General features: G+C 70.2%; 15 protein-coding genes. 10 read left to right on the forward strand and 5 right to left on the reverse strand.

Annotated features, from left to right (window positions below; translation table 11 throughout):
- Window positions 1–471, forward strand: a 471-nt coding sequence (locus ACTIFJ_RS12975) for a PEPxxWA-CTERM sorting domain-containing protein (protein ID WP_439534538.1), incomplete at its 5' end; no start/stop codon positions are given.
- Window positions 472–521: 50 nt separating this feature from the next.
- A complete protein-coding gene (locus ACTIFJ_RS12980) occupies window positions 522–884 on the forward strand; it encodes a DUF423 domain-containing protein (protein WP_439534539.1) in 363 nt (120 codons plus the stop codon).
- A gap of 3 nt (window positions 885–887) precedes the next feature.
- On the opposite strand, the gene ACTIFJ_RS12985 is transcribed toward ACTIFJ_RS12980, so the two are convergent.
- Window positions 888–1,655, reverse strand: a complete 768-nt coding sequence (locus ACTIFJ_RS12985) for a class II aldolase/adducin family protein (RefSeq protein ID WP_439534540.1) — start codon at window positions 1,653–1,655, stop codon at window positions 888–890.
- On the reverse strand, window positions 1,655–1,840 hold the full coding sequence (locus ACTIFJ_RS12990; RefSeq protein ID WP_439534552.1) for a DUF2256 domain-containing protein: 186 nt from the start codon (window positions 1,838–1,840) through the stop codon (window positions 1,655–1,657). Before ACTIFJ_RS12990 ends, ACTIFJ_RS12985 begins: the two co-directional genes overlap by 1 nt.
- A 75-nt stretch (window positions 1,841–1,915) precedes the next feature.
- On the opposite strand from ACTIFJ_RS12990, the gene ACTIFJ_RS12995 reads away from it, so the two are divergent.
- From ACTIFJ_RS12995 to ACTIFJ_RS13005, 3 genes are read left to right on the forward strand one after another with little or no spacing between them, the layout of a single operon-like run.
- On the forward strand, window positions 1,916–3,526 hold the full coding sequence (locus ACTIFJ_RS12995; RefSeq protein ID WP_439534541.1) for an alkaline phosphatase D family protein: 1,611 nt from the start codon (window positions 1,916–1,918) through the stop codon (window positions 3,524–3,526).
- Window positions 3,527–3,586: 60 nt separating this feature from the next.
- Window positions 3,587–4,513, forward strand: a complete 927-nt coding sequence (locus ACTIFJ_RS13000; RefSeq protein WP_439534542.1) for an alpha/beta hydrolase family protein — start codon at window positions 3,587–3,589, stop codon at window positions 4,511–4,513.
- Complete coding sequence (locus tag ACTIFJ_RS13005; RefSeq protein WP_439534543.1) at window positions 4,510–5,754, forward strand: dicarboxylate/amino acid:cation symporter; 1,245 nt, start codon at window positions 4,510–4,512, stop codon at window positions 5,752–5,754. Before ACTIFJ_RS13000 ends, ACTIFJ_RS13005 begins: the two co-directional genes overlap by 4 nt.
- Here the strand turns inward: ACTIFJ_RS13005 and aroB are convergent, their stop codons facing one another.
- Together aroB and ACTIFJ_RS13015 are read right to left on the reverse strand one after the other, a co-directional pair.
- Window positions 5,755–6,870, reverse strand: a complete 1,116-nt coding sequence (aroB, locus tag ACTIFJ_RS13010) for a 3-dehydroquinate synthase (RefSeq protein WP_439534544.1) — start codon at window positions 6,868–6,870, stop codon at window positions 5,755–5,757.
- A 12-nt stretch (window positions 6,871–6,882) separates the two neighbouring features.
- The gene (locus tag ACTIFJ_RS13015; protein ID WP_439534545.1) at window positions 6,883–7,506 is read right to left on the reverse strand and encodes a shikimate kinase; all 624 of its coding nucleotides are present in this window, start codon (window positions 7,504–7,506) and stop codon (window positions 6,883–6,885) included.
- Window positions 7,507–7,652: 146 nt separating this feature from the next.
- Between ACTIFJ_RS13015 and ACTIFJ_RS13020 the strand changes: the two genes are divergently transcribed.
- Both ACTIFJ_RS13020 and ACTIFJ_RS13025 read left to right on the forward strand, forming a co-directional pair.
- Window positions 7,653–9,443, forward strand: a complete 1,791-nt coding sequence (locus ACTIFJ_RS13020; protein WP_439534546.1) for a hypothetical protein — start codon at window positions 7,653–7,655, stop codon at window positions 9,441–9,443.
- Window positions 9,444–9,448: 5 nt separating this feature from the next.
- A complete protein-coding gene (locus ACTIFJ_RS13025) occupies window positions 9,449–10,327 on the forward strand; it encodes a tyrosine recombinase (RefSeq protein WP_439534547.1) in 879 nt (292 codons plus the stop codon).
- Window positions 10,328–10,337: 10 nt separating this feature from the next.
- On the opposite strand, the gene ACTIFJ_RS13030 is transcribed toward ACTIFJ_RS13025, so the two are convergent.
- A complete protein-coding gene (locus ACTIFJ_RS13030; protein ID WP_439534548.1) occupies window positions 10,338–10,883 on the reverse strand; it encodes a hypothetical protein in 546 nt (181 codons plus the stop codon).
- A 176-nt stretch (window positions 10,884–11,059) separates the two neighbouring features.
- On the opposite strand from ACTIFJ_RS13030, the gene ACTIFJ_RS13035 reads away from it, so the two are divergent.
- Genes ACTIFJ_RS13035 through ACTIFJ_RS13045 form a run of 3 tightly spaced genes read left to right on the forward strand, consistent with a single transcriptional unit; the run spans window position 11,060 to window position 13,896 of the window.
- The gene (locus ACTIFJ_RS13035) at window positions 11,060–11,632 is read left to right on the forward strand and encodes a ribosome maturation factor (RefSeq protein ID WP_439534549.1); all 573 of its coding nucleotides are present in this window, start codon (window positions 11,060–11,062) and stop codon (window positions 11,630–11,632) included.
- A gap of 16 nt (window positions 11,633–11,648) precedes the next feature.
- The gene (gene nusA / locus ACTIFJ_RS13040) at window positions 11,649–13,229 is read left to right on the forward strand and encodes a transcription termination factor NusA (protein ID WP_439534550.1); all 1,581 of its coding nucleotides are present in this window, start codon (window positions 11,649–11,651) and stop codon (window positions 13,227–13,229) included.
- Window positions 13,216–13,896 (forward strand): DUF448 domain-containing protein, encoded by a 681-nt coding sequence (locus tag ACTIFJ_RS13045; protein WP_439534551.1) that lies wholly within the window; start codon window positions 13,216–13,218, stop codon window positions 13,894–13,896. The genes nusA and ACTIFJ_RS13045 overlap by 14 nt, the downstream gene beginning before the upstream one ends.
- Window positions 13,897–13,915 lie beyond the last annotated feature (19 nt).

A 13,915-nucleotide genomic window follows, 5' to 3' on the forward strand; every position in this document is an offset into this window, starting at 1 on the left:
AACACCGGCGGCACCGATGGGGCGATCAGCCTCGTCACCGACACCGGCTTCACCCTCACCAGCGGTGACAACAATGCCGGCGGCTATACGTTCCTGCGCGGCATTGCCGATGCCGCCGTCACCCTCTCCGGCAGCTGGACCTATCTGACGCTCGACAGCGGCGGGCCGGAATTCGACCCCGCCGGCTATGTTGTCAATGACATGCTGGTCACCCTGACCAATGACGCCGACAACATCCAGTCCGGCGTATTCAGCTTCGACGTCGACAGCGGGGACCGCTTCGGCTTCTTCGTCCGCACCCTCGATGGCGGGTTCGGACCCGCCTCGCTGACCATTTCGGGCCTGTCGCCGGCCTATACATTGGGCGGCAACGAGGTGCCCGAGCCGGCCAGCTGGGCGATGCTGATCGCCGGCTTCGGCCTCGTCGGCGCCACCCTGCGCCGGCGCCGCAGCGTCGCACGCCTCGCCTGACCGGCCGAGCCCGGTTGCCAGCCCGGCTGACACCGGGCACTAAGGCCGGCATGACCCGCCCGCTGCTCCCGGCGCTCGCCGCCTTCAACGCCGTTCTGAGCCTCACTTTCGGCACTTTCGCCGCGCACGGCATCAAGGACCCGCAGGCGCGCGAATGGATCATGACCGGCGTGCTGTTCCAGCTGCCCCATGTCGCCGCCGTCTTCGCCCTGCTGGCGTGGCGCAACGATGCGCTGGTCCGCAGCTGCGCGCTGGGCATAGGGCTTGGCAGCCTGATCTTCGCCGGCAACCTCTATGCGCTGGCGCTCGGCGCCCCTCGCTGGATCGCCGCCTTCGCCCCGATCGGCGGCACGCTGATGATGTTCAGCTGGCTCGGCATCGTCGCGGTCGCCTTCGTCACGCCGCGGAAGTAGCCGTCAGCTTCTGAACCCAGGGTCGAGCCGCTCGGCCTTGCGCAGCAGCGCCGGCCAGGCCAGTTTCTCGCCGATCATCGGCAGCAGCGCGCGGCCCTGCTCGGCGCTTTTCTCCGGCGTGCCCTGCGGCGGGTGGTTGACCAGCGTGGCGCCGCCGGCCAGCGCCAGGCACTGGGCCTCGCAGGCGCGTTCCAGATAATAGATGCGCAGGAAGGCGTCGGCGATGGTCCGGCCGACGGCCAGCGTGCCATGGTTGCGCAGGATCAGCGCCCGCTTGCTGCCGAGGTCGGCGACCAGCCGCTCGCGCTCGTCGAGATCGAGCGCCACGCCCTCATAATGATGATAGGCGATCTCATCGCGGACCAGCATCGCCGTCTGCGTCAGCGGCATCAGCCCCTCGGCCATTGCCGACACCGCCTGGCCGTGCGGGGTGTGGAGGTGGATGATCGCCTGGGCATCCTCGCGCGCCATATGGATGGCGGAATGGATGATGAAGCCGGCCGGATTGGCCAGATAGGGCGTCTCGCTGACCGCATGACCCTCGACATCGATGCGCAGTAGCGACGAGGCGGTGATTTCGTCGAACATCAGGTTGAACGGGTCGATCAGGAAGTGATGCTCGGGGCCTGGGATGCGGACCGACAGATGAGTGAAGATCAGATCGTCCCAGCCATAATGGGCAACCAGCCGGAAGGCGGCGGCAAGGTCAACCCGCAACGCCCATTCGGCCTCGGACATGTCGCCCTGCACCTGCGCCATCGCACTCGCCATCACCGCCTCTCCTTCTCCGCCTTGGCCCGCGCATAGGCACCGCTGCGGCAGGCATCCGAACAATAGCGGATGTTATCCCAGTCGCGCGCCCATTTCTTGCGCCAGGCAAAGTCCCGCCCGCAGACCGCACAGGGCTTTTGCGGCAGGTCGGCCTTGTTGCGCACCTTCGTGCCGGGGCTGCGCATCTTTGTCACGGGCCGATCCTCCAGACTGTCACAAAAGCCCTCTAGTTGGACGCTGTCTACTAGCCGGGGTGTCCCATGTCCTTCACCATCGATCGCCGCGCCTTTCTCACTGCCACCGCCGCCGGCCTGCTGCTGCCGGCCCGGCCGGCGCTCGCCGGGCTGTGGCCGCAGAGCGGTTTCACCCATGGTGTCGCCTCCGGCAACCCCGGCCCTGACCATATCAAGCTGTGGACCCGCTACGCCAGCGCCGATGGCCGCGATACCGTGCTCAAGGTCGAGGTCGCCACCGACCCCGGCCTGTCCAACATCATCGCCCGCAGCGAGGCGGCCGCCGGCCCGGCGAGCTGGGGCACGGCCCAGGCCGAGATCACCGGCCTGCCGCCCGGCGGCTGGCTGTTCTACCGTTTCACCGCGCCCGATGGCAGCCAGTCCCCGATCGGCCGCACCCGCACGCTGCCGGCCGGGCCACTGTCGCGGTTCAACATCGCGGTGTTCAGCTGCTCGAACAAGCCGTTCGGCTATTTCAACGCCTATGCCCATGCCGCCGCGCGCAACGACATCGACCTGATCGTCCACCTCGGCGACTATATTTATGAATATCAGTCGCGCGCCTATCCCGAGGTGCCGGTCGCCGACCGTGAGATCGCGCCGCTGCACGAGATCGTCGCGCTCGATGACTATCGCCAGCGCTACGCCAGCTACCGCGTCGACCCCGCGCTGCAGGAACTGCACCGACTTTGGCCGATGATCGCCATCTGGGACGATCACGAGATCGCCAATGACAGCTGGAAGGACGGCGCCCAGAACCACCAGCCCGGCGAAGGCCCGTTCAGCGTCCGCCGCGCCGCCGCTACTCAGGCGCACCGCGAATGGCTGCCCCAGGCCGACCGGATGTGGCAGCGCTATGACATCGGCACCCTCGCCAGCCTGATCACCCTCGATACGCGCATCCATGGCCGCGACAAGCAGCTCGACATCGCTCCGGCGCTGCAGGGTGGCGCCGCCGCCATCGCCGCCTTCCGGGACGGCGCACTGGCCGATCCGGCGCGCCAGATCCTCGGGCTCGACCAGGAAGCCTGGCTGGCGCAGACGCTCAAGGCCTCGGCCGGCTCCGGCCAGCGCTGGCAGCTGCTCGCCCAGCAGGTGATCATGGGCAATGTGCTGACGCCCAGGAACGCGCTCGAGTTCATCCCGGCCAATGCCGACGCCCGCTTCAAGGGCTTCGTCCAGGCCGGCATGGCCGCCTCGGCCGCCGGCATCTCGGCGGCCATGGACATGTGGGCCGGCTATCCGGCCGCCCGCCAGCGGTTGCTAGCCGCCGCCCGCTCGGCCGATGCCGATCTGATCGTCCTTGCCGGGGACAGCCACAATGCCTGGGCCTTCGACCTGCCGCACCAGGGCCGCCCCGCCGGCGTCGAGTTCGCCGTCCATTCGGTCACCTCGCCGGGCTATGAGCAGGCGCTCACCGCCTCGCCCGACCGTATCCGCGACTCGCTGGTCGCGGCGAGCCCTGAGCTGAAATACTGCCAGACCAGCCGGCGCGGTTATGCGATGCTGACGCTGACGCCCGACGAAGTCCGCAACGACTGGATCTTCCTCGACACCGTCACCACCGCCAGCCTCGCCACCCACAGCAGCGCCGCCGCCACCGTCCGCCGCGGCGAACGCCGTCTCCGGATGGTCTGAAGCCGCCGGCCGGGGGCGCCGCGCCTTTCCCTTCACCGCTGGCCCTGCCACTATGGCGGCATGCGTATCGTGCTGCTTGCCCTTTTCCTCGCGGTTCCGGCCCACGCCTGTGACGTGCTGATCGAGGACGGGGCGCGGGGCCGAACCATCCCGGTCCGCATCACCCTGCCCGGCGGGCGCGGGCCGGTGCCGGTGGTATTCTACACTCCGGGTCTTGGCGGCATGCTGGCGCAGGGCAGTGTCTGGGCCGGCGCCTGGGCCAGGGCCGGCGTCGCCACGGTCCAGTTCCAGCACCCGGGTTCGGACGTCACCGTCTACCGCGAGGCGATCGCCGCCGCCGCCGCCCAGCCCGACCCGGTCAAGGCCCGTGCCGTCCGCGCCGCGCGCATCCGCGCCGGCACCAGCGCCGAGCAGATCGACGCGCGGCTGGCCGACCTCGCTCATGTCCATGCCGTGCTCGCCGCCGGCGGCCGGGTGGGGCGGTGCAACACCGCCCGGCTCGATACCAGCCGGCTCGGCATCGCCGGCCACAGCATGGGCGCCTGGGTGGCCCAGCTTGTCGCCGGCCAGCGGCTGCCGGGTCTGGCGGTGCCGCCGCTGCCGGTGCGTGGCGCGCTGGCGATCAGCGGCTCGCCGCTGGTCAGCCCGGCGCCGGCGCTGGCCGACAGCGCCCGCCCGGTCCGCATGCCGATGATGCTGGTGACCGGCAGCCTCGACGGCGTGTCCGAAAAGGCCTCGCCCGAGGCGCAGGCGCGGGCGCTGGCCGAGCGCACGGCGCTGTGGCCGGCGCTGCCGCCCGGCGACAAGAGCCTGTTCGTCGCTGCCGGCGCCACCCATATGCAGCTGGCCGGCACGCCGCGCGAAACGCCCGCGGCCCTGGCCCGCAGCGTCGGCGCGCTGACCGCCGGCTTCTGGTCGAGCACCTTCGGCCTCGCGCCGCCGCCGCCGCCGCCGCTGGCCCCCGGCGACCGGTACGACCGCAAATGACCGGGTCAACGTCGCCAAGCCTCATCCGCCGCTGGTTCGATACGCCGCTCTGGCAGCGCATCCTCGGCGCGCTGGTACTCGGCGCGCTGGCCGGCTGGCTGGCCGGGGACCAGGTGTCCTCGATCCGCTGGATCGGCGATCTGTTCATCCGGATGATCCGGATGCTGATCGTGCCGCTGGTGTTCGTCACGCTGGTCGCCGGCGTCACCGCGATGAAGGACCCGGCGCGCATCGCCTCGATCGGCATCAAGGCGATGACGCTCTACATGGGCACCACGCTTGCCGCGATCGTCATCGGCATGGGCCTTGCCGTCATCCTCCAGCCGGGGTCCGGCATCGATCTCTCCGGCGTCGAGGGGCGGCCGGTGGAGGCCGCCATGCCACTCGCCGCACGGATGATGGCGATCGTGCCGGACAATGTCTTCGCGGCCTTTGCCGAGGCCGATATCCTGGCGATCATCTTCTTCGGCGTGCTGCTCGGCGCCGGCATGCTGCTGGCAGGCGAAGCCGCCGCGCCGCTGACCCGGCTGTTCAGCGCCGGTGCCGAGGTGATGCTCAAGGTCACCGGCATCGTCATGGAATTCGCGCCAATCGGCGTGTTCGCGCTGGTCGCCTGGGTGATGGGCACCGAGGGGCCGGGCGCCTTTGTCACCATCTTCAAGCTCAGCCTCGTCGTCTATCTGGGCGGGGCGCTGCACATGCTGCTCACCCATGCCAGCATCGTCCGGCTGGTCGGCAAGATGAAGCCGGGCCGTTTCTTCACCGGCGTTCGCACCCCGCAGCTGCTGGCCTTCTCCACCAGCTCGAGCGCCGCCACCCTGCCGGCAACGCTGGAGGCGGCCGAGAAGCGCCTCGGCGTGTCGCCGCCGATCGCCTCGTCGGTGCTGCCGCTCGGCGCGACGGTGAACATGGACGGCACGGCGCTCTATGTGGCGGCCGTCGCGGTGTTCGCCGCCCAGATCTTCGGCATGCCGCTGACGCTCACCGACTATCTGCTGATCGCGCTGACCACGACGCTGGTCTCGATCGGCACCGCCTCGGTGCCGTCTGCCTCGCTGTTCCTGATGGCGGCGGTGCTGGAGGCGATCGGCATCGCGCCGGCGCAGATCGCGCTGGTCATCGGCTTCGTGCTGCCGTTCGACCGGATCCTCGACATGTGGCGCACCGTGGTCAACGTCACCGGCGACCTCGCCGTCGCCACCGCCGTGTCGCGCTGGGAGGGCGATCCGCTGCCCGACTGACTATTCGGCGACCATTTCGTCGAGGAAGGCCGTCACCGCATCGAGGTCGACATCCTGCGCCACAAAGCCCTGGCCGATCCCGCGCGCCAGGATGAACGGCAACCGCCCGGCGCTCATCTTCTTGTCCTGCCGCATATGCGCCACCAGCCGGGCGCCGGGCGCATCGAGCCCCAGCGCGCGCGGCCGCAACTCGAAGCCCGCCTCGGCCAGGTGCCGGACCACGGCCTCGGCCTCGTCCGCCGGGCACAGGCCGATCCGCGCCGAGAAGCGGAAGGCCAGCGCCATCCCCAGCCCGACGCCCTCGCCGTGCAGCAGCCGGTCCGAAAAGCCGGCCTCGGCCTCGAAGGCATGGCCGAAAGTGTGGCCGAGGTTGAGCAGCGCCCGCACGTCACCGGTCTCGCGCTCGTCGGCCGCCACCACTTTCGCCTTGGCGCGGCAGGATGCGGCGATCGCCTCGGCCTGTACCGCCGCGTCGCCGGCCAGCAGGGCAGGGGCGTTGGCGACACACCAGTCGAAGAAATCACGGTCGCCGATCAGCCCGTATTTGAGCACCTCGGCATAGCCGGCGCGCAGTTCGCGGCGCGGGAGCGTCGCCAGCACCGCGGGGTCGATCAGCACCATCGCCGGCTGGTGGAAGCTGCCGATCAGATTCTTGCCGGCACCAGCGTTGATCGCGGTCTTGCCGCCGACCGAACTGTCGACCTGCGCCAGCAGCGTCGTCGGCACCTGGACGAAGCCGCAGCCGCGCCGCAGGATCGACGTGGCGAAGCCGACCAGGTCGCCGATCACCCCGCCGCCCAGCGCCACCACATGGTCCTTCCGCTCGACCTCGGCCGCCAGCAGCGCCTCGCACAGCCGTTCCAGCCCGGCCCAGCTCTTGGCGGCCTCGCCGGGCGGCAGCACGATCGGGTCGACGGCGATCCCCGCTGCCGACAGGCTCGCCGTCAGCGTCGGCAGGTGCAGCCCGGCGACGGTCTCGTCGGTGATGACGCAGACCCGTCGCCCGGCCGGCTTGTCGCGCACCAGCGGCGCCAGCAGCGGACCCGCGCGGCCCAGCAGCCCGGCCTCGATATGGATCGGATAGCTCCGGGCGCCCAGCGCCACCTCAACGATCATTGCCTGTCCCATTCATTGTCCGTCTTCGGCCGCCAGCGCGTTGATGATCGCCTCCACGGCGTCATTGTGCGGCCCGTCGCTGCTGCAGACATGGATTGGCGCCAGCGCATAGACCGGGTTGCGCACCGTCGCCAGCGCGTGGAGCACCTCGCCCGGGTCCTTGCCCTTGAGCAGCGGCCGCGTGCTGCGCTTGGATACCCGCTCGACCAGGGTCTGGAGGTCGGCGTTGATCCACACCGCGATGCTGCGCCCGAGGATCAGCGCGCGGGTATCGTCCTGCATGAAGGCGCCGCCGCCGGTCGCCAGCACCTTGGGGGCGCCGTCGATCAGCCGGGCGATCACCCGCCGCTCGCCGTCGCGGAAATGCGCCTCGCCGAAGCGCTCGAAGATCTCGGCGACGGTCATCCCGCAGGCCAGCTCGATCTCGGCATCGGCATCGACGAAATCCAGCCCCAGCCGGGCTGCCAGTCGCTTGCCGATGCTGGTCTTGCCTACGCCCATGAGCCCGACGAGCGTCACCGGGCGGCGGCGAGCGGCCGCGATCCTGTCCTTACCGCCGCGGCCCCGCGGGGACGGCACGGATGCATCTGCATCTGCATCGGGAGAGGCGTCACCGATTTTCACGTCGCACTCCATGCCACCCCCGGCTATACAAGGCCAGCGCCTGCACACATGTGCGTTGCCCCTTCAGCCTGCCGGTGAACCCCATGATCCGCCTGTCTCTTCCTTCCCCCCGCGCGAGGCGCGCCCGCCGGACGCATGCGCTGCGGGCGGGTGTCGCGGTGACGCTGCTGCTTCTTGCGCCGGCCGTCATCGGCCAGCCGGCGCCGGCCCCTGCGCCTGCCCCCGCGCCGCAGGGCCCGCGCTCGCTGCTGCCGCAGGGCTTCGGGCCGCCGCGCGAGCCGACCCCGGTCGCCCCGGCGCCGCCGCTGCCCGGGACGACCCTGCCGGATACGGGGCCGGAGGAGGCACCGCTGCCCGGCACTGTCGCCGAAGGCGATCCCCTCGAAGCACCGCTGGCCGGTGTCGAGGTTCCGGCGGACGGCGTGCCGTTCCGCGATCCGCTGGCGGCCCGCTCGATGGCCGATGCCGCCTTGGTCGGCGTGCTGACGCCGACCAGCGGCGGCTTTGCCGGGTCCGCCTTTGCCAGCGCCGATGGCCGTTTCCTTGCCGGCCTCGCCCGCCGCATCGAGGCGCCGATCGCCTCGCGCTGGGCGGCCATCGCGCTGCGCCGCGCCCTCATCAGCCGGGCCGAACCGCCTGCCCGTATCAGCGCCGGGGACTGGGTGGCCACCCGGGCGCTGCTGCTGATGCGGATGGGCGAGATCGATGCTGCCAAGCTGCTCGTCGACCGGCTGCCGGTCGAGGCCTATTCGGCCGCCACTTACCGGGTCGCCGGTCAGGTGGCGCTGGCCGCCGCCGATCTCGGCGCGCTCTGCCCGATCGCCCGCACCGGCCGCCAGATCAGCCAGGACCCGATGTGGGAGATGGCGCTCGGCATCTGCGCGGCGCTGGAGGGCGATGATATTTCCGCCGCCGCGCTGTTCGACCGGCTCCAGCAGCAGCGCAGCCAGGTCGCGCCGTTCGATGTCCGCCTGGCCGAGCGCGTCGCCACCATGGCTGGCGGCGGCGGCCGTGCCGCCAATGTCGACTGGGCGGAAGCGCCGCCGCTGACGCCGTGGCGCTTCGGGGTCGCCGTCGCCTCGGGGCTGGTGATTCCGGCCGAGGCGCTCGCCGCCCTCGGCCCCGCCCGCCATGGCTGGCTGATCCGCCAGCCCGGCCTTGCCGCCGATGTCCGCCTCGCCGCGCTGCCGATCGCCGCCGTGCAGGGCAGCGCCTCGTCGCGCGAGCTGGTGTCGGGCCTCGCCGCGCTGGCCCCGGACGACGGGACCGAAAGCCTGCCGGCGCGGCTGCGCGCCGCCTTTGCCGGTGCCAGCACCGCCACCCGCCTCGCCGCCATGCAGTCGATATGGGGCGCCAAGGTCGACGGGTTCGATGACGAGCAGTCGCGCTATGCCGGCCTGTTGCAGACCAGCGCCGCCGCGGCGCGGATGGCGCCGTCCGCTGCGGCTGCCGAATCCTCGGCCGATCTGATCGCCAGCCTGCTGTCCGCCGGCGATGTCCGCGCCGCGCGGCGCTGGTGGCCGGTCGCCCAGACCGCCGCGGCGCCGGTGCGGGCCCGCGCCTGGGCGCTGCTGGCGGTCGCCGGCGCCGTCCCGGCCACGCCTTCCGAGTTCGATGACTGGCAGTCCGCCACCGACGCCGATGACCGGGCGTCCGCCCGCCTGCTGGCGGCGCTCTCCGGCCTCGGCGCGGCGCGCGGCGCCGGCTGGTCGGGCCTGGCCAGCGACCTGCTGCCCGCCGCCGACAGCCGCTGGAGCCGCGCCATCCGCGCCGCCGGCGCCGCCCGTCGCCCGGGCGAGGTGGTGATGCTGGCCGCCACCGGTCTGCAGGGCCGCTGGGCCGATGTGCCGGCGCTGCACGTGCTGGCGATCACCGAGGCGCTGGTGGCGAGCGGCCACCGGGACGAAGCCCGGCTGTTCGCCGCCGAAGCGCTCACCCGGACGGCCTGAGCTGAATGACCGATGGCGCCGCCATCGCGCTGTTCCTCGACATGCTGGCCAGCGAGCGCGGTGCCGCCCGCAACACGCTGACCGCTTATGCCGCCGATCTCGCCCAGGCGAGCGCCGCGCTCGGCGGCGGCCTCGCCACGGCCGATGCGGCCGCTGTGGCCCGGCTGGCCGCCTATTGGGCGCCGCTGGCCCGCGCCTCGGCAGCGCGCAAGACCTCGGCAGTGCGCCAGTTCCTCGCCTTTCTGCACCGCGAAGGCGTGCGCGACGATGACCCCGGCGTCGACCTCGCCAGCCCGGCCCAGCCCCGCGCCCTGCCCAAGACGCTCGATCCCGGCGCGGTGGAGGCGCTGTTCACCACGCTGGCGAGCAAGTGCGCTGCCGCCCCGGACGATCTACGACTGATCCGGCTCAGCGCGCTGGTCGAACTGCTCTATGGCTCGGGGTTGCGGGCTTCGGAGCTGGTGTCACTGCCGCGCCATGCCGTGCGCCCCGGCGCCGGCCATCTTATCCTTGCCGGCAAGGGCGGCCGGGAGCGGCTGGTGCCGATCGGCCGCGCGGCCGATGCCGCTGTCCAGGCCCATGCCGCGCATGTGCCGCCGTCGAGCGCCTGGTTGTTCCCGTCGCGCGGCCATCATCTCGGCCGGTTGCGGCTATGGCAATTGATCAAGGCACTGGCCGTCGACGCCGGGCTGCCGCCGGAGCGGATCAGCCCGCACGTGCTCCGCCACGCCTTCGCCACGCATCTTCTGCATGGCGGTGCCGATTTGCGGACGCTGCAGACGCTGCTCGGTCATGCCGATATCAGCACCACCCAGATCTATACCCATGTGGCGACACGGGCGCTGATCGACCTCGTCAATCAGCGCCACCCGCTGGCCAAATAGGGAGTCGGCGTCAGATGCCCTTGCAGCCCCGGTTGCGCGCCGTGCCCTTCAGATAGGCGCGGCGCACCGAGCCCGCGAACACCGCCGCCTGGGCATAGCGCTCCCGCTTCTGAGCGCCCGAGACGAAGCGGACGAGGCCCGAGAAGGGGATCAGGCTGCCGGCCAGCGCCTCGCCGGCCCCGAACACGAATTCGGCCGGGGTCTGCTTGTTTTCGGCCAACGCTTCGGGCGAATCGACGTCCGGCCCGACCAGCCCGTTGATCTTCTTCACCTCGGCGATCAGCTGACGGCAGGTCTTCAGCCCGGTCAGCGAATAGGGCTTTTCCATCATCGCCTCGAGCTCGGGCGGGATCTTCTTCTTGACGATGTTCATGTCCTTCAGCGGCCGCGTGGCAATGTTCTCGACCGTGTCGAGGGCCCGGTCGCCATCATTGATCTTGTCGTCGCTCTTTTCCTTCTGGTCCTTCTGGTCGGCAGACTGGGCCATAACTGCCGGTCCGGCGCCGGCCAGCAGCAGCGTGGCGGTGCCAGCCAGTATCAATGTCGCAATTCGCATTCTTGTCACTCCAAAAACCGGGTCATGTCCCATGGGGCTGATCGGATGCTTGCTCGGCCCGGCCACACCGGTTATAGCGCATTCATCTCTACATGGGTAACCGGTTGAGGTCGGCAGGGGTTCCCCGCCGCCGCCCCCCGCCTGTTGCGAACTCTTTATGTCCCCCGAGGTTACGCGTGTCTGAACCAGAAGATGCAGTGAAGGCGCTTGCCGCCCCGATCATCGCCGATCTCGGCTATGATCTGGTGCGCGTGCAATTGAGCGGCCGTCCGGGGGCGCAGACCTTGCAGATCATGGCCGAGGACCCGGCCACCGGCCAGCTGACGCTGGCCCAGTGCGGCGAGATCAGCCGTGCGCTCGACCTGCCTCTCGACGAGGCCGATCCGATCGAAGGCGAATATGCGCTGGAGGTCAGCTCGCCGGGCATCGACCGGCCGCTGACCCGGCCGAAGGACTGGCAGAAATGGACGGGCCATGATGTCCGCCTCAAGCTCGCCCGCCCGCTGGAGGATGGCCCGTTTGCCGGCAAGGTCCAGCTCAAGGGCGTCATCCTCGGTCTGGAGCTCGATGCCGCGATCGTCGATGTGCCCGGCGTCGGCCGCGCCACGCTGCCGCTGGACCGGATCGGCACCGCCAAGCTGGTGCTGACCGATCGCCTGATCGCCGCCAGCCGCCCGCTCGACGCGACCGGCGCCGACGAGACAATCGAGGAGGCAGACGAACTGCCTGCCGAAAACGACAACGCCTGAGAGGAAAGACAGACCCATGGCCGCCTCCGTCACTGCCAACCGTGCCGAACTTCTCGCCATTGCCGATGCCGTGGCGCGCGAGAAGTCGATCGACCGCGCCATCGTCATCGAAGCGATGGAAGACGCCATCCAGCGCGCCGCCCGTGCCCGCTACGGCGCCGAGAATGACATCCGCGCCAAGATCGATCCCAAGGGCGGCGAAACCCGCCTGTGGCGCGTCCTCGAGGTCGTCGAGGAGCCGGACGACATGTTCAAGCAGGTCAACCTCAAGGACGCCCGCAAGAAGGACCCTTCGGCCAGCCTCGGCGATTTCATCGTCGATCCGCTGCCGCCGGTCGAGTTCGGCCGCATCGCCGCCCAGGCCGCCAAGCAGGTTATCGTCCAGAAAGTCCGCGATGCCGAGCGCGACCGCCAATATGAGGAATTCAAGGACCGCGCCGGCGAGATCATCACCGGCCTCGTCAAGCGCGCCGAGTTCGGCCATGTCGTCGTCGATCTCGGCAAGGCCGAAGGCGTCATCCGCCGCGACCAGCAGATCCCGCGCGAAGTGCTCAAGCCCGGCGACCGTGTCCGCGCCCTGATCCTCGCCGTACGCCGCGAGCCGCGCGGCCCGCAGATCTTCCTCAGCCGCGCCGCCGGGGATTTCATGAAGAAGCTGTTCGCCCAGGAAGTGCCGGAAATCTACGACGGCATCATCGAGATCAAGGCCGTGGCCCGCGATCCCGGCAGCCGCGCCAAGATCGGCGTCATCAGCCGCGACGGCTCGATCGATCCGGTCGGCGCCTGCGTCGGCATGAAGGGCAGCCGCGTCCAGGCCGTTGTCCAGGAGCTTCAGGGCGAGAAGATCGACATCATCCCCTGGTCGCCCGATGTCGCCACCTTCGTTGTCAACGCGCTCCAGCCCGCCGAAGTTGCCAAGGTCGTGCTCGACGAGCAGGACAACCGCATCGATGTCGTCGTCCCCGATGATCAGCTCAGCCTCGCCATCGGCCGTCGCGGCCAGAATGTCCGCCTCGCCAGCCAGCTTACCGGCCGCCAGATCGACATCATGACCGAGGCCGACGAGAGCGAGCGCCGCCAGAAGGAATTCATCGAGAAGTCGACGATGTTCGAGGCCGAACTCGATGTCGACGAGACGCTGGCCCAGCTGCTGGTCGCCGAGGGCTTCTCTGAGCTCGAGGAAGTCGCCTATGTCGAGCTCGACGAACTCGCCACCATCGAGGGCCTCGAGGAAGTCGCTTCCGAGCTGCAGAGCCGCGCTGTCGAGGCGCTCGATCGCCGCGAGGCGACCGCCCGCGAGGAACGCAGGGGCCTCGGCGTCGAGGATGCGCTGGCGGAGATCCAGGGCCTCACCGAGGCAATGCTGGTCACGCTCGGCAAGAAGGGCATCAAGACTCTCGACGATCTCGGCGATCTCGCCACCGACGAGCTAGTCGGCCGCTCGGGCATCCTCAAGGACAGCGCGCTGACCGAGGATGACGGCAACCGCATCATCATGGCCGCCCGTGCGCATTGGTTCGAAGACGAGCCTTCGGCTCAGGGGTTCGAAGACGACTCCTCCGGTGAAGGGAACGCCCCGGCGGATGACAGCCAATGACACCGAAGGGCCGAACCGCCGCTGCATCCTGACCCGCACCACCGGGCCAGCTGAGCATCTCATCCGCCTGGCGCTGGGGCCGGACGGGCAGGTGGCGGCTGACCTCGCCGCCAAGCTGCCCGGCCGCGGCGCCTGGATCTCCATCGACCGTGCCCTGATCGAAAAGGCCATGGCGCGCGGCCAGCTGCAGGGCACGCTGGTCCGTGCCCTCGCGCACCAGCCGATCCACCTGTCGGAAACCCTTGCGGACGATATCGCCCAGGGCCTCCAGCAGCGGGCGCTCGACCGGCTGGGGCTGGAGATGCGCGCCGGCCACCTGCTGTGGGGCCATGAGCGGATTTCCGATGCGCTGGGGCGCGGCAAGGTCCGGCTGTTGCTCCATGCCGCCGATGCCGGCGAGGACGGCACCGGCAAGCTCGAGATGAAGCGCCGGGCGGCGTGTCCGAAATCGGTCAGCCTTGTGCTGCCGGTCGGCCGCACCATATTGTCGGTGGCCTTGGGGCGACAGAATGTAGTACATGCTGCACTTGTCGATGAAGGTTCTGCCGCCCGAGTAACCTTGGCGCTGCAACGCTGGGCTGCCTGGGAAGGCCGGTTCACGCTGCCCGGAATGACAGTGGAAGATGAAGACAGCATGCAGGCGGCGGTTGCCGTCGGCAGCGAGTGAAGGCATTAGGCTCGACCAG

The sequence above is a fragment of the Polymorphobacter sp. genome (genome assembly GCF_051860865.1).
In the GTDB taxonomy this organism is placed as follows: domain Bacteria; phylum Pseudomonadota; class Alphaproteobacteria; order Sphingomonadales; family Sphingomonadaceae; genus Sandarakinorhabdus.